Source organism: Spirosoma terrae (assembly GCF_010435915.1).
Lineage (GTDB): Bacteria > Bacteroidota > Bacteroidia > Cytophagales > Spirosomataceae > Spirosoma > Spirosoma terrae.
The window spans coordinates 101,493-120,108 of record NZ_JAAFZH010000001.1 but is presented as its reverse complement, the minus strand read 5'-3'; the positions used below and the strand labels follow the sequence as shown (position 1 = coordinate 120,108).

Sequence of the window (18,616 nt, the reverse complement as noted above, 5' to 3'; positions counted from 1 at the left end):
GTTTCGCAACACATCTCCATTACTCAATAACCCACCATCCATAGCTTTCAGGCTCTAACTCAACGGTTAGTTTGAGATCATCATTTCTGCTGAGCGAATACGTTTTCGCCGGCCCCTCTCCTCTTCGGACTGTTGCTTTGTTACGTAGTCCGGTATAATACAATGGCAAAGTGATTGTTCGAATTATTTTAGTTTTTAACGGATTGTAGAGCATCACCAATCCTTTTTCGGGCAACGTAGGTTCAATATGCATAATCCCGTCCCAGTCGCGCCCGTCGGGCCTGCGCAGGTGGACAACATCTGCATTTAAAATCTTACGGTATTTTTTGTACCAGCTTATAACCCGCTTGACAGTCTCTTTCGTTTTGTCGGTATCGTATAAGCGTGGGCCTCGGTAACATGCCTGAACACCAGCTCCGTAGTACTGCATCATGAGTTGTTCGTAGTCGGCCAGATGATCGCTAAGGGGCTCCAGCACCGCTTCGGGGCCACCTCCCTGATACTTTGTGAGCGGAACAAAGCCCCATCCCATCGCTGGCGTTTTTTCCCATGTACCGTCGAAGATATTCTGCCGGTTAAGTATCTTCTGCTGCTCTCTCGACAGCGAGAAATTAACCTCCCGATAGCCCAGCGCTATCTTGTTGGTACCGTCCATAAAATACCAGTCGGGCGCATTGATATACACACCTTTCTCGCTCAGGAATCGATAGAAACCTTTCTGCATTTCCATCTGCACCCATTGCGAATCCTGTAACCCTTTGTGGCCCGGATGTTTGGTTGATGCACAGACATCGCCGGGATAGGGCCCGTCGTGCTCGAGCAGATCGAAACCGGTTTCGGTGATAAACTTTTTCAGACTTTTCAGGTAATTAATTCCCCATCGGCTGGCCAGACAGGGTGCATGCCCAAAGAAAGCACCTTTATCGGGCAAGCCCGTTTTTGGATCAATTACGTCGGTTTCATCATCTATTCGGCGGCTACTGAACAAGGAGTACCCCCCCAGAAGAATACCTCTGCTATGAGCATAGTCAGCCAGGGTTTTGAACTTGGCGATATTGGCGGCACTTGTATCCTCCATGTTCAGACCGCTACCGAAGCTCAGAATGACCATTTCGTAACCTGTTTCCGCACACTGATCAATGACGCTACGTACCGTGGGCGGATCGGTACTGATCAGATGCATAAAAATCGGGTTCTGCGTAGTCCAGGGAATAACAGTCCGGTAAAACCGCCGACGCGCCAGTCCGTTACGTTCCCGATCATACGAATCAAGTAGTAACTCGTATGATCGAATCGACGTGTAAGTTTGGTTGGGCTCCAGATCAATACCTACTCCGAGCGTCGGATACACTTCCAGTACGCAGGGCGTTTCATAGTTGTAATTTACCTGTGATGTGTAGAGCGAATCCGTTTTCCAGTGCGTGGCCTGATCCGATAAATCGTAGCGCATCGAGTTGTTGAAAGCAAAGTTGTTCTCGATGTAAATCCGTTGTGGCTTCTTCATCTGATCCGGTTTTCCCACCACCGCCGACTCCTCCTCCGGAACCGCCAGAAGCTCGTTGACAACCTGATCGATACGTATCGTTTTCGTGCTTTTGTTCTGAACCGTCACCCATTTACACAAAGCCGGAATACCATCGTACAGTGCGTAATGAACCGTTACGGTTATGTCTTTCAGCGCTGGTACGTTCGAACTGAACAGCAAGGTCAGCTCCTGCCCCGTTGGTTGCTTATGATTCGACGTCCAGGTGCGGGATTGCCAATGGACAAATGGTATTATCGGCGAAACAGCAAATGTCCTGAACTGGAAATCGGCCGGATTAGCCGTAAATCCATCGATCCATTCTTCGCGCAGATACGCATGCTCTTTCTGGCCATACAGTCCCCCAACCTGGTATTTTTGGCCATCGATCATCAGCACCGCTTCGGGCCGAACTGAACGCACAAGCTGTTCGCCTGTGGTCAGGTTTTGGTAATCGACCATGGCCAGGTTGGGGCTAATACGGAAGCGACGCACGATCAAACCATTTGCCAAAACCAGGTCTTTGCCACCGTTAGCCTGATAAACGCCAGCTTTTTGTAAAACAGGGGTCACCAGCCAATCCTTATCAAAAACAGTTGGTTTATAAACCGGAAGATACTGGGTCTGACCAAAGACAAAAGATGTAAAAAGCCAGCAGCAGAACAGCGTAGCAATACGTTTCATTCTCAACTAATTATGCAAACAGATTGCGAAACCAAGCACTCAAAAAATGTCTAATGTATATTTACTACCCTACTTAATTTTTAGCACGTTTCGGCTTTAGAAAGCCCAGATAGCTTTTACTCGTCCAGAGCCTGATAAACCAGTACGTCGAATTTTCTATCAAGCTCCCCACCAAACGACGAGCCCCACATTTGTTTCATCAGTACGACACAAATCTTCTCTTTCGGGTCGGCAAAATAGTGCGTACTGAAAGCTCCTCCCCACGAGAACGTACCAATACTGTTCAGATCTTTTGAATGGCCTTTCTCGCCAATAACTTCGAACCCCAGGCTAAAGTAATTGCCAGCCGTCGGGAATAAAGCGTCCGTTTGATTCGTGCTGGTAAAGAGATCGACGCCTTTCCGACTTAATAGCCTTTTTCCGTTATAAACGCCGTTATTCAGCAGCATTTGCAGAAAAATAGCATAATCGTAGGCAGTACTGGATAAACCTCCGCCACCCGAAAAATACGTCTTTGCGCCAGTGATGGGGTAATCAGGATTAACCGGCAGCGTTTTGATCGTTTCGGTTTTTACCAGCTTTTTATCTTTGTCTTCTGAATAGAGTTTCGCCAGCCGGTCTTTCTTCGCATCGGGCAAATAGAAGTGCGTGTCTTTCATGCCCAGCGGTTCAAAAATGCGTTTCTGAAAAAATTGATTCAGCGACTCTCCCGATATAACCTCTACTAAATAGCCCAGCACATCGGTATTCAGGCCATACGTCCATTTTTCGCCCGGCTGGTGGTTGAGTGGTTGTTTGGCCAGCTTTTTGACCATTTCGCCCAGCGTATAGTTCTGCGTAACAAAAGCATCGGGGATACCACCCGCTTTCGTATAAATTGCCCGCATCCGGGGATCGCTGGCAATGACGTTGTAATTGAGCCCCGAGGTATGCGTTAGCAGATGACGTATTGTTATTTCGCGCTTGGCCGGAACGGTTGTATACGTACTGTCTTTCTCGTTGAACGTATCAAGCACGACCGGCTTGGCAAACTCAGGAACGTATTTGCTGATTGGGTCGTCGAGCATGATTTTGCCTTCTTCGTGAAGCATCATCACCGCCAGCGATGTAATGGCCTTGGTCATGGAAGCGATCCGAAAAATAGCATCCTTGCTCAGCGGTTTCTTATCGTCCATATCCGATCTACCAAAGGCTTTATGGTAAACAATCTTGCCATTCCTTACTACAATGGCTGCTACGCCCGGAAAGGCGCCTTTATCAATGTACGACTGAATCAGACCATCGACACGATTAAGCCGTTCCGCTGAGAATCCGGCCGATTCGGGGTTGGCCGTCGTTAAAACCGGGGCAACTACTTTGGTGGCCGTTTGCGCATACAGGCATGTTGCCGTTATGCCCACCAGAAAAATCGTACGGAGGCTAGATAGAAGTACCATAATTCTCGGAGAAATCTTCAGTTATCGTAAATGCTTTAAAACTTAATTACGTCAATAGCTCAGTTTACCTTTTGATGCTCACTTGTAGCCTCAATGCCATAACGTATGGCAGCTTCAAGTATAGCTATGTTAATGTCTTTTAGCGTTTTGAACTTAATACAGTAACCACTCACGCTCGCTTTGCCGAGTTTTTCTCCGTACGCCTGGGCTAAGTATTTCTTATCTTCAATACCAAGAATGTAGACTGAGATTCCGCCTGTGTTCGCACTCATACCAATTTGATAAAATGCTCTGGTTTTTCCATCGGCATAGTTTATAGTACGTAATCCATAGCCGATGATAGGATTAGAAACGGTTTTATTCTCACTGTTTTTACCATCCAGAAACCATAGCTTACAGGCTGGCATTACTTGCAGAATGAGCTTGTGTAATACTTGCATATCGCTGCGTTTGGGCTCAGCCTGGCTACTAATATAGCTGTCAATTTGCTCCTCTGCGTTCATAAGCGAAATGTCATTTTGGGTTACCAGTTTTACTTTGCCAGGGCTCAGTTTAGCTTTTGGTCATGTACTAATATTAAACTGAAATAGTACCCATTTTCTAATTATCAACGTCATTCACAACAGGTCTGCCATCGGCACGTCTCTTCTCATACTGAATCCTGAAGCTCTCTAAGTCAGGAATATACTTTCGCTTTCGTTTCTGCTCGTATTGATAAATCGTCTGACCGAGTTGGTATAAGAATGGATGACCAATGCTATCATACTCATATTTGTCGTCATTCAGAATTCCGTCGCTGTTGACGTAGAGGGTAGCTGTCAGCATATACTCGACCTTATTTTTAAAATCCACTACGTATGACGCATCAGTCAGAAAGCCGTACGCCCAGCCAACTTTATTGAACACCCGAACGCCTTCCGGCATCTGATGATGCGTACTATCCATGAAGAAGAATTTGACGTAGCTGTCGTAATACTGCCTGGGGTCGTATTTGGGGTAATTGGTTTCGCCGGGGTACTGCGACAAATATTGATAGAGCAGTTTATAATCATCGGCCGTCAACGTAAACCGCCGTTTCGCCGGAACCGAATTCGGGAACATAACCGTTTGCAGGATTTGCTGAAAGGTTTCGAGCGGCATTTTGTTCCGTTCGGTGAAATCGAAAGGCTGCTTCACCAGACTATCCCTCAGATAATACCCTTTACCGAGTTTGGCCGTTCGGCTAAAATCAAACGGGTCCTGATTATACGCAGCCGGTTGAGCATAAATTGATTTTCCGTCCGGCTGAATAAACCGTACTGGATTTGTATGCCGGTTTTCGTCGGCCGTCATCCGTACAAATCGATGGGTGATCCGAGTATCCAGGTATCCCTTTTCGTGTAGCGAACAGTTAATCTCGCCCTGGCCGACAAACTCGTACATTCGGCTGTAGGGATCGTTTTCACTGACCAGAAAAGCTTTTTTAATGAAATGGGCAATAGATGGATAGCCCGTTTCGGAAGTTTCGTCGCGCCATTCTCTGGTCTGTGCGCTATAAGCGCTGTCAAACTGCACAGCCGTATATTTTGTCACCTGCGGTTTGTTCAGATGATTCAGTTTTTCCAGCGACAGCAGCGCCAGAGGCAGTTTTACGATAGAGGCCGGATTGAAATAATTGGTGCTGTCTACATTGAAATAGTAGTTCGTAAACGAGGGCTTGTTATGCTTATCCCGATTGATCTGGGTATAAATGATCTGAAGGCGATACGTATCAGGATGTCGAATTACTTCCTGAAAAATAGAATTCTTGTTTCCCGAAAGAAGAGTAGCCAGGAAAGCATCTGTTCGCGGCTGCCCATAACAACAGACAGCCGCAAGCAGAAAAGCGCTTAGAAAGAGTTTGGTAAACCGTTGCATAGCGCTGAATATGGCAAAGAAGCGCTAAAATCACAAATACAACCAGGCTTCACAAGACCAGCTCGTTGAAAAGTCGCTCCAGCGTCTCTTTCGCATCGACGCACAGACCGGGATGCACCGGTGATGTTTGTACCACCGTGCTACGTGTTGCGGTCAGCCAGCGAAAGCGTTCGGCAATTGGCAGACAGCCAATCGTACCACCTTCAGCCCGGCCAGTACAGATGCGCTGAAAAGCCAGCAGGCGTCCCTCTAATTCTTCCGTATCCAGGTTAGGGAAAAAAGCACGTAGTCGATCAGCATTCAGGTCAAATAACGTTTGTAAAAACTTTTGTTCGCGGCAATACAGAATAACACCAACGTTCAAAAACTCTTCCCGGTCGACGCGCGGCATAAACCGGATTACGGCGTACTCATACACGTGCATTTCGGGCCTCCTTTGCTGCGTTGACAAAAATTTCTGATGAAGCGAGCCGGGTTTCTAAAAACTGGGCGTATATCTGCCGTAACGTATCAGGCGATTCAGCTATTGATCGGTCGGTAAACCAATCGTCTGGAATCAGCGAAATAATAGCCTGAATACGTTCTGACGTAAGGAGTTTTCGAAAATCAGCATCCACCGCATCCAGCTCCGTAGCCCACGGCAGCAGCACATGATCTTTGATTTGTGCAAATGGCCGTCGACTCGATTCGGGCCAGTCAGGTCCTGTATGGTGAACGTAGAGCGCGGCCCCATGATCGATCAGCCACAACTCTTTATGCCACATCAGCATGTTGGTGTTACGTGCCGTTCTGTCTACGTTCATAACGAAGGCATCCAACCATACAATCTGCGAGGCCAGTCGGGCATCAACATCATTAATGACCGGATCGAACGTAATAGCACCGGATAAATAGTGTAGCGCCAGATTTAGCCCTTCACTCGCCCGAAGTAAATCCTGAATCTCTTCGTCGGGTTCGGTACGTCCGAAGGCGGCATCGAGCGTAGCAAAAACAATTTCAGGAATACGCAGGCCAAGCGTCCGGGCAATTTCGCCCGCTATCAGTTCAGCAATAAGCGCTTTGGTACCCTGACCGGCACCCCGGAATTTCAGTACGTATAAAAAATCGTCGTCGGCCTCCACAAGAGCCGGTAATGACCCGCCCTCCCGTAACGGTTTACCGTAGCGTGTCACCGTAACCGTTCTAAGCTCAGGTTGATTATCAATCGCCATTAGCGAATTCAGTAGGTTAACATATACCGGAACGACGCTCGTTGCCAGCTTTGACCGGAAAATTAGAGATAAATATCAGGAAAACTGGATCGAAATGCGGGATTTATGAGTTGTGCGTACATTCGGCACTATTCATTTATAGTTATTCTAAATTAGAAATTATACTACCATGTCTCAGGGCAGACCAACAAGGCAGGTTGTTCTCGAATTAGTTCGGGTTGTCGCGTTTACTGATATCACCCCACACATGCGTCGGATCAAGGTGGCTGGTGAGGGGCTGATTGGTCTGCAGGGATTAATTCCCGGTGTTCATCTTAAGATTCTTCTCCCGGCTCCGGGCCAGGAGAAACCAGCTCTACCCACGTTCGATGCCAACGGACAGCCACTACCACCATCAGAAGAAAGTCGACCGATTGTACGAACGTATACCGTACGCTCTTTCCAACCCGAAACCGGCGCAGTAGACATTGATTTTGTTCTTCATGGCGATGAGGGTCCCGCATCGGCCTGGGCTACCAACGTAGCAATTGGTCACTACCTGGGACTAGCCCTGCGAGGTGGTGTACCGTATCGGGAAGCCGACTGGTATTTGCTGGCGGGAGATCAGACGGCTTTACCAGCCATTGGCGCTATTCTGGAACAACTTCCAGCTTCTGCCAGAGGACTAGCGTTTATTGAGGTTCCGGATGCCACGGAAGAACAAACCATTCAGTACGAGGCTGCTATTGAGCTTCATTGGCTACACCGTAATGGGGTCGAAGCGGGTCAGAGTAGTTTACTGGACGATGCGATCCGGGCGGCAGCTATTCCCGATGGTCTTTCTCAAACACGATTTATCTGGGTAGCTACTGAGTCGTCGGCGGCAAAACAAATTCGCAGCTACCTCCGCATCCGCCACCAACTCGCTCAGCATGAACTCCATGTGGCAGCTTACTGGAAACTTGGACTGGATGAAGACGCCTACCACGATATGCGCCATCGGGAAGCAAATCAATAGGACAAAACACATACATCGCAGGAGCTAGATAAGAATATTATTTCGTTGGCGGTATAATAGGCTGAGAATGTCTATTTTTCGTAGGTTCTCTACTTTTTGCTGCCTATGAAATTAGTTCACTGTTTATTTACGCTCTTAGCCTGTCTGACTTTTCTTTTTGTTGCCTGTAGCCGTCCTAAAAGCCGCGCCGATAATTCACTGGAAGAACAAGTAGATTCTCTCTTCGCCAGTGTCCCCGATTTTAGCGGTGTTGTACTCATTGCCGACAAGGGTATGCCTATCTATCAGAAAGCATTCGGCTATAAGAATATCGACACGAAATACCCATTAACGACCTCCTCCATTTTCGAACTGGCATCCGTCTCGAAGCAATTTACTGCCATGACCATTATGATGCTACGTCAGGATGGTAAACTGAACTATGATGACCCGGTCGACAAATACATTCCGGGGCTTCCTTACCCAGGCGTAACAATTCGTCATTTGCTTAACCATACGTCCGGCTTACCGGACTATCAGGACGTTATGGACAAACACTGGGATAAAACCAAAGTGGCCAACAACGCCGACAATATTGCTTATCTGATAAAATATCATCCGCCCAAACTTTTTGAACCGGGCGAAAAATACACCTATAGCAATACGGGGTACATGCTGTTGGCCAGTATTGCCGAGAAAGCGTCGGGCCAGGACTTCATTGAATTTTGCCGGGAACGGATATTCAAACCCGTCGGGATGACGCATACGGATATTCGCACGAAGGAAGATAAAATCAAGTTGCCAGACATGGCCTGGGGATATATGTACGTACCAGACAAAAAACGCTACGTCCGGGCCGACTCATTTCCTCAGTTCAACTACGCCATTTGGTTGGGCAACCGGAAGGGACCGGGCCGTATTAGCTCAACAGCTGACGACTTATTGACATGGGATCGGGCCTTGTATACCAATAAACTCGTTAGCCAGCAAACCCTGAATGATGCGTTTACCGTTGCAACCCTTAACGATGGTTCATTGACGCACTACGGATTTGGCTGGGAAGTGAAACAAAATCCTAAACTGGGTAAAGTAGTCTGGCACGACGGCGATAATCCGGGATACAAAACGCAGATTATGCGCTTCATTGATGCAGACAAAACCATTATTCTGCTTTGCAATAACGCGCACGAAAAGAAGGCCGAGCTGCTGAAAACGCTTGAAACATTCATTGAGTAGCCGCCAAACGGCGTTACGTCGCTAGAAGGCAAAGGAAATAATTCAGTAATACGGGCAGTGAAAGAACTTCTGGAAACAAGCGGTACTTTTATGACGTAGCCTTTTGCTACGTATAAACCCGCCTGTTTCCATGAAAAACCGTTACGTCCTGATCGTATTGTGGCTTGTTCTGGCTCCTGCAGCGCAGGCCCAGCACTGGTACAAAGGCAATCTTCATACACATTCGCTGTGGAGCGACGGCGACGATTATCCCGAGATGATTATGGACTGGTACAAGGCCAACGGATATAATTTCGTTGGCCTCTCCGATCATAATATTATTCAGGATGTCGAAAAATGGGTGAATGTTCCTAAGCAGAAAGATCGTCGGCAAACGTTCGACCGTTACTTACGCAACTTCGGGCCTGATTGGGTAACGTATCAAAAGGGGCCGAACGACTCCCTCAAAGTTCGGCTCAAAAAGCTGGAGGAATACCGCAGCCATTTCGAAGAGCCCGAAAAATTCCTGATTATCAAGAGCGAAGAATTATCAACCGGCTATCAGGGTAAGCCAATTCACATCAACGTAACAAACGTACAGAACCTGATTCGACCTCAACCGGGCAACAGCGTTGCCGAGGTCATGCAGAACAACATCGATCTGGTGGTTGCCCAACGTCGTCAGACGCGTCAACCGATGTTTCCGCATATCAATCATCCCAATTTCTACTATGCCATTACGGCTCAGGATCTGATGAAGCTTCGCTACGAACGCTTTTTCGAGGTTTTCAACGGGCATCCGCTGGTGAATAACTACGGCGATAGCACCCGCGAAGGCACCGAAGCGATGTGGGACAAAATCAATCATCATTTCATTCAGCAGGGCCGCCCGCTAATGTATGGACTGGGCACCGACGATAGCCATCATTATTACTTTTTCGGCCCAACATTCAGTAATTCTGGCCGGGCCTGGGTAATGGTCAATGCACCGGAATTGACACCAAAAGCCCTTATTGAAGCCATGGAAGCCGGACGATTCTACTCGACATCCGGCGTTACGTTGAAACAGCTCCCTCAGCAAGGCAATACGCTACGTATCGACGTAAAACCCGAACCGAAAATAACCTACAAAATTCAGTTCTTCGGCATTCGCAAAGGCGCACAGCAGGCCGAGCTACTCCGTGAGGTTTCCGATACCACGGCTTCTTTTACCCTGACGAACGATCTGTTATTGATTCGTGCAAAAATTATCTCCAGTAAACCTAAATACAATCCGTACATCCAGAGCGGGCGACCCGAAGATGCCGTCGAAACTGCCTGGACTCAGCCAATAGCGCAATCCATTCCGCCAACGCCAGTAGCCAACGTAGTGCCGTTACCTAATGCTCACGCACATAATGATTACGAACAATCGAGACCACTCTGGGATGCGCTGGACAATGGCTTTACGAGCATAGAAGCCGACGTACATCTGCTTGACGATACGTTATACGTAGCGCATGAATGGCCATCCATCAAACGCCCAGAACTTTCCCTTGAGAATCTCTACCTCAAACCACTGGCGGAGCGGATTCGCCAGAATAACGGCCAGGTTCTGGCTGGCTACAAAGGCCCATTTTATCTGATGATCGATGTTAAGACGCAGGCGGATAGTACGTATCGTGCTATGGAAAAGCTGATTACCCGATATCAGTCTCTGCTAACTCTCAAGGGTCAACGCTTGCTAACTGTTGTTCTTTCTGGCAACCGACCTTTACAAGCGCTCACCAAAGCCAAAAGTCGTCTGCTGGCCGTAGATGGCCGCCCCAATGATTTAGGGAAAGGTTATAAGCAAACTATAATGCCTATCATCAGCGACGCGTATCAGAATCAGCTAGCCTGGCGAGGCAAAGGCGACATACCCGCTAGTGAATTTCAAAAAATACGTCAACTGGTAGACAAAACGCATCAGGAAGGCAAAAAACTTCGGCTTTGGGCAAGTCCCGAAGATCCACAGGTTTGGGCAAAACTTCGGGAGGCTGGCGTCGATTTTATTAGTACTGACCAGTTAGAGCTGGCGCGGGATTTTCTGCTAAAACAGAATCGTTAACTGGATAGAACGTAGCCGCTTTTTTATTGAATCAACGTAACGTCCAGCCCTTTTCGCAAGGTATTGTGGATTTCTGCCACCCGATCGGTGTGTTTTATCAGATCATCGATTTCTGCTTCCGATGCTTCCGACACCACAGTGGCTGTATAGCGAAAGTTGGTTCCCGGCTCTCCTTCAGCCCCAAATTCGCCTGTACAGACAACCGTAACGTCTGACACAACGATATTCCGTTTGGCGGCCTCCCGATAAATATCATTGCAAAAGCAGGTGGCTAACCCTAAAAGCAGGAACTCGCCCCCATTTACAGAGGAGCCATAGCCAGTAATCCTTGATGAAATCTGGAGGGTTTTCGAATTACCATCTGTTTCAACCACCACTTCGTTATGATTGAACGAGTTTTTTATAGTCGCAGAAATTTCCATGTTCTTGGGCTTCTACCGGTCGTGAGCTACTAATATCCAACTAGTTAACACTAAAAGCTTATTAGACAACCGTGAAAGTCCACTAAAGAAACTTTTTCTTAACGATTCAGCCACAAACCTATATTTGCACTAATGGCTTTATTTCCTTAACTCTACTGTATGAAAACAACTGTTTTGCTGGTCATCTCATCAGCGATATTGACCGCTTGCTCCAGCCCTGAAAATACTATTACTCCTGCGTCTTCTGGCTCACAGACGTCTTCGCTCGTCGAATCAGGTAAATCGGAAGTCAGTAAACTGAGCCCGATCATTCAAATAACCAATTACTATGCAACCAGTAATGGAGAAACAAGGGTGACGCTCAATGGCAGTCAATTGACAATAAGCTGGCAGCTAAAAAATACATATGAGTACGATTCGCAAAATCGCCTGACTCGTCAGACAACTACAGCCCGAAACAACAGCAATTGGTGGGAAGAACTGTCCTATCAATATACACCCGACCTAACGCAACGGTACCGAAATTCAGAGAACAAAGACATGCTGAATATCCTGCTGTTAAACGAAAGAGGCTATATCAAAGGAAATGAGGGTCCCGATGAGTACGTCTACAACGAAGATGGTTATCTGATCCGATACAGAGGGAATAATCAGCAAGATACCTATACCATAAAGGATGGAAATGTGGTGGCCAGGGAAACGGTCTTTAACTCAGGTAGCGTGCAACGTAATACGTATGAGTATGACCTGACAAAACCCGGTCTCCCTTCCCCGCTGACTTTCCGAGGGCAGCAAAGTAAAAATTTATTAACCAAACAAACATTAGTTACGACGGATACGAAGTCTTCAGCGTCCGATACCAATGTCTTTGTCTACTCGTATGACACGGATAAACAAGGCCGCCCCATTCGGGAATTTGTAATCGCGAATACAGAACCTTCGCCAAGAAGCATACGGGAGTTTATCTATCAATAATTTATCGATACAACTTACAGTAACAATCGCCAGTCCGGTGCGGACTGGCGATTGTTATATAAATCAATTCCCTGTTCACTAGCCTATTCAGACCAGCCAGCGATTCTGGGTATACGCATCGTTCCAGAAATACCATTCCAATTGGCTTGATGTGCGAAAAGCATCCCGCATTAAGCCTTGTTCAAACGCGCCCGCAGCATCGGCCAGCCGATCCGTAATCGCCAGCATCAGATTGACGGATTCGTCGAACGCTTCCCCTGCATACGTATCAATCCAGGCATGATACGGATTTTCGCGAACAGCACGCTGATAGATGTACTTCCCCACTTCGCGATAGATCCAGAAACAGGGCAGAACCGCAGCCGCGCCTACAGCCACCGACTGAAGCGACGTAGTGGCCAGCAGGAAATTGGTATACGCAAAGCAGGCCGGCATTTTAGCCGTTCCTGGCTGAATGTCGTACAACGCAAAATAGGTCTCATGCAGGGCCCGTTCTACTAGAATAGCATTCTGAGCAAACTGCGTAAACTGAAGCACATCGTCTGTATTAACCGACCGTGCAGCCAGCAAACTCAGCGCCCGGCTAAAATCGGCCAGATAAAGCGCATCCTGCTGGATGTAATATTGAAACATAGCCGTGGGTAAAGCGCCTTCTGTTAATTCACCCACAAAGCCATGCTTCAGTATTGACTCATATATTGGACTGATGTCCTGCCAAAGCTGATCTGTAAACGTCATTGTTTATTGCCAGGTATTGAAAAAGTGATGAACGGGGCCATGTCCGTGCCCCAGTTTATAAACCGAGCCAGCCTGTAAGGCATGAGTCAAATAATCTTTCGCATTCGACACAGCCTCAACAGTCGATAAGCCTTTCGCCAAACCGGCAGCAATGGCAGACGAGAGCGTACAGCCCGTTCCGTGAGAATTCTTCGTGAGAAATCGTACCGATGAAAACAAATGCTGCTCAGTAGGAGACAGATACAATAAGTCAGTGCTTTCGGGCGCATGCAAATGCCCACCTTTCACCAAAATAGCGCCCGGACATAATTGGGCGAGGTCGGCAGCCGCCTGACGCATATCGTCGAACGTATCGACCGGACGGCCTAACAGTACGCTGGCTTCGGGCAAATTAGGCGTAATAACGGATACCATTGGCAATAGATATTCCCTGAGGGCAGCCACCGCTTCATCCTGCAATAGTTTATCTCCACTTTTGGCTACCATAACTGGATCAAGAACGATTGTGGTTACATCAAATTCACGTAGCGTTCTGGCAACCTGCTCAATAACTTCCGACGAATGAAGCATGCCAATCTTAACAGCGTCAACGCCAATATCGCCCAAAACAGCTTTCATCTGTTCAGCAATAAAGGCAGGTGGCACGGGCATAATCCCCGTAACAGCCTGGGTGTTTTGAGCGGTTAACGCTGTCACTACAGACATGCCATAACAGCCCAGTGCAGCAAACGTTTTCAGATCGGCCTGAATTCCGGCCCCACCGCCACTGTCAGAACCGGCAATGGTTAATGCTCGTGCGTATGTTTTCATGGTCTATGGGTAGCTGGACGTCCACGTCCGGGTGTAATCAAGATTTTTCAATACCCGGACGTAGACGTCCAGGCTACTTACTCGCTAATCAGTTGAAGAAGTTCACGCGTGGCTTCAAAGGGAGATGGCTGGCCGCAAATGGCGGAGACAACAGCCGCTCCGGTAGCTCCCGCTTGCATGATCTGCCCAATGTTGGTGGCATTGATACCACCAATAGCAAACCTAGGCAGCGACGTGTTGGTACAGATTTCCCGAAGACCATCCAGACCGAGTAAATTGGACGTATCAAGTTTGGTACTCGTAGCAAAAACAGCAGCGACGCCCAGATAATCTGGCTTGTCATCCAAAGCAGCCCGTAACTCGATCATGTTATTGACCGAAAGGCCAATTAGCTTATCGGGGCCGACTAGCGAACGGACTACCTCATAAGGCATGTCATCCTGACCAACGTGCACTCCGTCGGCATCGACCGCCAGCGCAATATCGACACGATCGTTAATAATCAACCGAGCCCCATACGCCTGCGTAATTTGCTTTAGCTCGCGGGCGGCTTCCAGAAAGGCCCGTGTCGACAGCTCTTTTTCGCGGAGCTGTACCCAACGGACTCCAGCTCTACACGCTTCCTCAACGACAAATGCGACCGTATGCCCCGCTTGCTGCGTGATGATGCGATCTGTTACCAAATACAGGCCGTTCATGCGTACGAGAGTTTAAGTCGGGCTTCGATTTCCTGTTCTGTCAGCTGATACAGAGCATCCAGAAAGTTCACCTGCAAGCTTCCGGGGGCCAAATTTCTTTCCGCAGCCATTTCCCCGGCAATGCCCATCACAGCCATCGCATGAACAGCCGCCTGAAAATAATCAGGGTTCACAGCCGCAAAAGCACCGGTGAGTGCCGTTGCTGTACAGCCCATTCCGGTTACCTTCGCCATTAGCGGATGGCCATTGGCGATCGACGCGATCTGCTCGCCGAAAACGACGTAGTCGATAGCGCCACTGATCACGACAACACTGCCCCAAACCGAACTAAGACGTTTAGCGCCTGACAAAGCGATATCCGAACCGTACAGGCTGTCAACGCCCTTGGTCTGTGCATTAAGCCCGGCCAGTGCCATAATTTCAGAGGCATTTCCACGAATAATGTCGGGTGTAGCCAGCGTCAGAAGGTCTTCGCTGACCTGGTTCCGATACGACGTAGCGCCTACGCCAACCGGGTCAAAAACGATCGGTTTTTCTATCGATTTTGCCTGGCGCATCGCCCGTTTCATACCCTCCACAAACGTAGCATCCAACGTTCCGATATTGACGACCAAGGCGCTGGAGATCGCGACAAACTCTTCAACCTCTTCAGGTGCATGCACCATAGCAGGCGAAGCGCCTAACGCCAGCAGCGCATTGGCCGTATTATTCATCACCACGAAATTGGTGATGTTATGGATAAGCGGAGCCTGGATACGAACCTGTGTTACGTCCTGCCAGATTGATTGTGCTGATTGAGACATGTTGCTGTTGGCAAAAGTATGTACAGCAACTTTAGGAGGAGTGGCAAGCAATTGCCGGGTAACTTTTCCCTACGGCAGTATGAACTGCATCAGGTAATGAGGGTTTAACTCTCAGTCGGTCCAGTTTGGTACCGACACCCCTAAAGTTGTCTGGCAAAGGTAGTCGATCGGTAGAATACTATTACGTTGTGTCCTAAAAAATAAGGACCGATTAGCTATTGCCATCAGCTAATCGGTCCCTTCTCATAAAAAAACTCTACCTTATTTTTTCTCGGGCATCAGTACTAATCGGATCAGGTTTGATCCAAAATATTGATTGGCAGCCGCCTTGGTACTCTCAACCGTAACTTTAGCCAACTGCTCGTTTTCGTGCAGTACTTCATCGGGCGCATCGCCGTTGTAATACTGACTTTGCAGGTAGCCGAGCCAGAACTGATTATCTTTCAACTGGACTTCAGTTTCTCGCCTTGTTTCGGCCTTAAATTTAGCAATATCGGCAGGCAGCGCCCCTTTTTGTTTCAGATCATTGATCAACTCCTGCGTCTTGGCAATAAGCTTTTCTAAGTTTTCGGGAGCACATCCGAAGCTAATACGGAACGTATAACGCGGTGCCGGGTACTTACTGTAAGCGGCATTGGCACCTACTCCGTAAACGCCACTCTCCTCTTCCCGCAGCTTTTCAATCAGCTTGATTTCCAAAACTTCAGCCAGCGCATCGAGTTGAACCGTATTGTCCGGCGACCAGGTCATGTCTCCGCTATAAACGAGCTGAACCGTTGCCTTTGGGTCAAGTCCCTTGTAGACCGTTTTGCTAATCTGACCCGATGGAATACGTATTCCCAGGTCTTTGAATTTCTCTTCCTTGCCAGTCGATGGTAAACCACCCAAATATTTTTCAACCAGTGGTTTTAGCTGCGCTTCCGTGAAATTCCCCACAAAATAGAATGTAAAGTCGCCACCATTAGCGAATCGTTCCTCATACACCTGCAACGCTCGATCGAGGTCAATTTTGTCGAGATCTTCGGGCTTCAGCGGCTGGCGACGGGGGTTGTTCGCCCCCAATGTTACCTGTACGGTATCCTGAAAAACACGCTGGGGTGTTGGCGTACTAATCTGATTCTGGAGCGCGCTACGTTGGTTCGACAAAAAGCCTTTTATTACGTCGGCATCTTTTCTGGGCTGCGTAAAATAACTGTAAAGCAGTTGCAAGGCCGTTTCAAGATCTTTCGGTGCTGCGCTGCCGTTGAGCCCTTCGCTCAACTCGCCCACATATGGATAGACACTGACCTGTTTGCCAGATAGAAATTTACCTAGCTGAATTTGGTTGTAGTCGCCGGTACCGCCCATCGAAACCAGCGTTGACGAGAATCGGGCCGACATAAAATCCTTCAGATCATAAAGCGACGTACCGCCGAAGCTACTGGCCGAAAAAAGGATCTGGTCGTTTTTGAAGTCAGTCGGTTTCAGCACCACCCGAACCCCGTTTTTGAGCGTCCATTCGGTAACCCCAATATCCTTAATCTTTTTTTCGCTCACCACCGGCGAACCCGTTGGCAGCTTCGCTAACAAGGGTGTGTTCAGCATTTTGTCTTCGTAAGCCGTCAGGCCTTTACCGGCATCATCAACATAACTCAGTATCTGCTCTACGGTAGGCAGTTTAGCTTTGTCCTTCTCGGGAGCCATGACAATAACCGCCCGGTTATCGTTATGAATAAACAGATCGACCAGTGCGTTCACTTCATCCAGTTTAATTCCTCCCTGCACCTGTTTCAGGAAGTTGTAGTAGAAATCAATGCTGGTGTATGGCTCCTGGTCCGTGAAATTCTGAACGTACTCGTTCACGTAATTAACCGACCGGGTTTTGTTTCGTTCGCTGTACGCCTGCTCTACGCTCGTCAGAAATTCCTGTTTGGCGCGCTCCAGTTCAGTAGCCGTAAAGCCGAATTGTTTTACCCGTGCGTTTTCATCCAGAATGGCCCGAATAGCCTTTTCTACGTTACCTTCTTTAGCCACTGCTATCGACGTAAAGGCATCCAGATTGCCCAGAAAATCGCTATAATTACTGTAGCCCCCTAAAAATGGCGGATCGGCCCGCTGCGTTAATTCCTGAATTCGATTTCCCAGCATGGTGTTGAACAAACCACGCTTAATACTTTCCCGCAAATCGTTCAGCGTTTTCTCTTTGATTTCAGGCCGTTTGTAAATCACCTGAACAACGGTATTTGGCTGCTCAGGATCGGTCACAATAGCCACTTTCGTATCCTTATGCGATGGAATATCGTAGGTAATACGTGGTTTCGGATTTTTCACCATGGGAATGCGCCCGAATTTCTCCCGAATAATGGCTTCCACTTCTTTCGTATCGAAATCACCTACGGCAATAACAGCCATCAGATCAGGTCGATACCAATCCTGATAAAACTGACGTAATGTTTCGGTTTTGAACGTAGTGAGCACCTGTTCTGTACCAATGGGCAGGCGTTTCGAATACTGTGAGTTATTCAGCAAAATCGGAAAATACTGATCGCGCATCCGTTGGCCAGCCCCACGGCCTAACCGACGCTCTTCCAGAATAACGCCACGCTCTTTGTCCACTTCGGCAGGGTCGATCGTAGCATTATGCGCCCAGTCTTCCAAAATCTGGAAAGCCTGCCGAAATACATTGGCCGAATCGGTTGGTACCGGCAGTTGATAGACCGTTTCGTCGAAACCCGTGTACGCGTTTAGATCCGCTCCAAACCGGACACCCGACGACTGTAAAAAGTTAACCAGCTCATTCTTCGGAAAATTCTTCGTTCCGTTAAACTCCATGTGCTCCATGAAGTGAGCCAACCCCTGCTGATTATCATTTTCCAGCACCGACCCGGCCCGGATAACCAGCCGTAGTTCCGCCCGATTTTTCGGTTCGGCGTTCTTACGGATGTAGTACGTCAGGCCATTAGGCAATTTGCCAACCTTAACAGCAGGATCAGTAGGAATAAGGCTGTTTAGCGATAAAGGCTGCGCAGATTTAGGCGATTTAGCAGCTGGAGATTTAGACTTGGGGGCCGGTTGGGCCAACACCAACGATGCACTAAGTAACAAACTCAGTGATAAGGGGAAACGTACCATTCGGTCGTTCTAATTGGATTGTGGTTCTGT

The 18,616-nt window shown here is 48.1% G+C and carries 16 protein-coding genes and 1 riboswitch; of the genes, 4 read left to right on the top strand and 12 right to left on the bottom strand.

All coding sequences use genetic code 11. From position 1 onward, the window contains the following. Positions 1 to 19 precede the first annotated feature (19 nt). The 6 genes from GK108_RS00480 to GK108_RS00455 form a co-directional block, all read right to left on the bottom strand. Positions 20 to 2,206 carry an alpha-galactosidase gene (locus GK108_RS00480; RefSeq protein WP_163941176.1) on the bottom strand — a complete coding sequence of 729 codons (2,187 nt, stop codon included), beginning with the start codon at positions 2,204 to 2,206 and terminating at the stop codon, positions 20 to 22. 116 nt (positions 2,207 to 2,322) lie between these two features. Then, positions 2,323 to 3,642 carry a serine hydrolase domain-containing protein gene (locus GK108_RS00475; RefSeq protein ID WP_163941172.1) on the bottom strand — a complete coding sequence of 440 codons (1,320 nt, stop codon included), beginning with the start codon at positions 3,640 to 3,642 and terminating at the stop codon, positions 2,323 to 2,325. A gap of 59 nt (positions 3,643 to 3,701) precedes the next feature. Continuing rightward, entirely contained in the window at positions 3,702 to 4,145 is a 444-nt protein-coding gene (locus GK108_RS00470; protein WP_163941169.1) for a DUF1801 domain-containing protein, read from the bottom strand. 97 nt (positions 4,146 to 4,242) lie between these two features. Next, a complete protein-coding gene (locus GK108_RS00465; RefSeq protein ID WP_163941164.1) occupies positions 4,243 to 5,538 on the bottom strand; it encodes a serine hydrolase in 1,296 nt (431 codons plus the stop codon). A gap of 49 nt (positions 5,539 to 5,587) precedes the next feature. Next, positions 5,588 to 5,962, bottom strand: a complete 375-nt coding sequence (locus GK108_RS00460) for a DUF3037 domain-containing protein (RefSeq protein WP_163941161.1) — start codon at positions 5,960 to 5,962, stop codon at positions 5,588 to 5,590. Continuing rightward, a complete protein-coding gene (locus tag GK108_RS00455) occupies positions 5,949 to 6,749 on the bottom strand; it encodes a HipA family kinase (protein WP_163941158.1) in 801 nt (266 codons plus the stop codon). Before GK108_RS00455 ends, GK108_RS00460 begins: the two co-directional genes overlap by 14 nt. 169 nt (positions 6,750 to 6,918) lie before the next feature. Between GK108_RS00455 and GK108_RS00450 the strand changes: the two genes are divergently transcribed. The 3 genes from GK108_RS00450 to GK108_RS00440 all read left to right on the top strand — a co-directional run bounded on the left by GK108_RS00450 (position 6,919) and on the right by GK108_RS00440 (position 11,029). Further along, on the top strand, positions 6,919 to 7,746 hold the full coding sequence (locus GK108_RS00450; protein WP_163941155.1) for a siderophore-interacting protein: 828 nt from the start codon (positions 6,919 to 6,921) through the stop codon (positions 7,744 to 7,746). A 105-nt stretch (positions 7,747 to 7,851) separates the two neighbouring features. Further along, positions 7,852 to 8,961 (top strand): serine hydrolase domain-containing protein, encoded by a 1,110-nt coding sequence (locus GK108_RS00445; protein WP_163941152.1) that lies wholly within the window; start codon positions 7,852 to 7,854, stop codon positions 8,959 to 8,961. A 130-nt stretch (positions 8,962 to 9,091) separates the two neighbouring features. Beyond that, positions 9,092 to 11,029 (top strand): histidinol-phosphatase, encoded by a 1,938-nt coding sequence (locus GK108_RS00440; RefSeq protein ID WP_163941148.1) that lies wholly within the window; start codon positions 9,092 to 9,094, stop codon positions 11,027 to 11,029. Between the two features lie 23 nt (positions 11,030 to 11,052). On the opposite strand, the gene GK108_RS00435 is transcribed toward GK108_RS00440, so the two are convergent. After that, a complete protein-coding gene (locus GK108_RS00435) occupies positions 11,053 to 11,451 on the bottom strand; it encodes an OsmC family protein (protein ID WP_163941146.1) in 399 nt (132 codons plus the stop codon). A 159-nt stretch (positions 11,452 to 11,610) separates the two neighbouring features. Here GK108_RS00435 and GK108_RS00430 point away from each other — a divergent pair, with 159 nt between their 5' ends. Beyond that, positions 11,611 to 12,426 (top strand): hypothetical protein, encoded by an 816-nt coding sequence (locus tag GK108_RS00430; protein WP_163941143.1) that lies wholly within the window; start codon positions 11,611 to 11,613, stop codon positions 12,424 to 12,426. An 87-nt stretch (positions 12,427 to 12,513) separates the two neighbouring features. Here the strand turns inward: GK108_RS00430 and tenA are convergent, their stop codons facing one another. The 5 genes from tenA to GK108_RS00405 form a co-directional block, all read right to left on the bottom strand. After that, the gene (tenA, locus tag GK108_RS00425; RefSeq protein WP_163941140.1) at positions 12,514 to 13,164 is read right to left on the bottom strand and encodes a thiaminase II; all 651 of its coding nucleotides are present in this window, start codon (positions 13,162 to 13,164) and stop codon (positions 12,514 to 12,516) included. A 3-nt stretch (positions 13,165 to 13,167) separates the two neighbouring features. After that, the gene (thiD, locus tag GK108_RS00420) at positions 13,168 to 13,974 is read right to left on the bottom strand and encodes a bifunctional hydroxymethylpyrimidine kinase/phosphomethylpyrimidine kinase (protein ID WP_163941137.1); all 807 of its coding nucleotides are present in this window, start codon (positions 13,972 to 13,974) and stop codon (positions 13,168 to 13,170) included. 77 nt (positions 13,975 to 14,051) lie between these two features. Continuing rightward, positions 14,052 to 14,672 carry a thiamine phosphate synthase gene (gene thiE / locus GK108_RS00415; protein WP_163941134.1) on the bottom strand — a complete coding sequence of 207 codons (621 nt, stop codon included), beginning with the start codon at positions 14,670 to 14,672 and terminating at the stop codon, positions 14,052 to 14,054. Next, a complete protein-coding gene (thiM, locus tag GK108_RS00410) occupies positions 14,669 to 15,475 on the bottom strand; it encodes a hydroxyethylthiazole kinase (RefSeq protein WP_163941131.1) in 807 nt (268 codons plus the stop codon). Before thiM ends, thiE begins: the two co-directional genes overlap by 4 nt. A 49-nt stretch (positions 15,476 to 15,524) precedes the next feature. Continuing rightward, a riboswitch (TPP riboswitch) is annotated at positions 15,525 to 15,627 on the bottom strand. 109 nt (positions 15,628 to 15,736) lie between these two features. Next, positions 15,737 to 18,586: a M16 family metallopeptidase gene (locus GK108_RS00405; RefSeq protein WP_163941127.1), complete on the bottom strand. Its 2,850-nt coding sequence runs from the start codon at positions 18,584 to 18,586 to the stop codon at positions 15,737 to 15,739. Between the last annotated feature and the right edge of the window lie 30 nt (positions 18,587 to 18,616).

Bases quoted from the DNA above. Each gene is read 5' to 3' on its own strand.
- GK108_RS00405 (WP_163941127.1), bottom strand. From the start codon at position 18,586: ATGGTACGTTTCCCCTTATCACTGAGTTTGTTACTTAGTGCATCGTTG.
- GK108_RS00480 (WP_163941176.1), bottom strand. From the start codon at position 2,206: ATGAAACGTATTGCTACGCTGTTCTGCTGCTGGCTTTTTACATCTTTT.
- GK108_RS00435 (WP_163941146.1), bottom strand. From the start codon at position 11,451: ATGGAAATTTCTGCGACTATAAAAAACTCGTTCAATCATAACGAAGTG.
- GK108_RS00470 (WP_163941169.1), bottom strand. From the start codon at position 4,145: ATGAACGCAGAGGAGCAAATTGACAGCTATATTAGTAGCCAGGCTGAG.
- thiD (WP_163941137.1), bottom strand. From the start codon at position 13,974: ATGAAAACATACGCACGAGCATTAACCATTGCCGGTTCTGACAGTGGC.
- GK108_RS00475 (WP_163941172.1), bottom strand. From the start codon at position 3,642: ATGGTACTTCTATCTAGCCTCCGTACGATTTTTCTGGTGGGCATAACG.
- thiM (WP_163941131.1), bottom strand. From the start codon at position 15,475: ATGTCTCAATCAGCACAATCAATCTGGCAGGACGTAACACAGGTTCGT.
- tenA (WP_163941140.1), bottom strand. From the start codon at position 13,164: ATGACGTTTACAGATCAGCTTTGGCAGGACATCAGTCCAATATATGAG.
- GK108_RS00455 (WP_163941158.1), bottom strand. From the start codon at position 6,749: ATGGCGATTGATAATCAACCTGAGCTTAGAACGGTTACGGTGACACGC.
- GK108_RS00430 (WP_163941143.1), top strand. From the start codon at position 11,611: ATGAAAACAACTGTTTTGCTGGTCATCTCATCAGCGATATTGACCGCT.
- GK108_RS00450 (WP_163941155.1), top strand. From the start codon at position 6,919: ATGTCTCAGGGCAGACCAACAAGGCAGGTTGTTCTCGAATTAGTTCGG.
- GK108_RS00460 (WP_163941161.1), bottom strand. From the start codon at position 5,962: ATGCACGTGTATGAGTACGCCGTAATCCGGTTTATGCCGCGCGTCGAC.
- GK108_RS00445 (WP_163941152.1), top strand. From the start codon at position 7,852: ATGAAATTAGTTCACTGTTTATTTACGCTCTTAGCCTGTCTGACTTTT.
- thiE (WP_163941134.1), bottom strand. From the start codon at position 14,672: ATGAACGGCCTGTATTTGGTAACAGATCGCATCATCACGCAGCAAGCG.
- GK108_RS00440 (WP_163941148.1), top strand. From the start codon at position 9,092: ATGAAAAACCGTTACGTCCTGATCGTATTGTGGCTTGTTCTGGCTCCT.
- GK108_RS00465 (WP_163941164.1), bottom strand. From the start codon at position 5,538: ATGCAACGGTTTACCAAACTCTTTCTAAGCGCTTTTCTGCTTGCGGCT.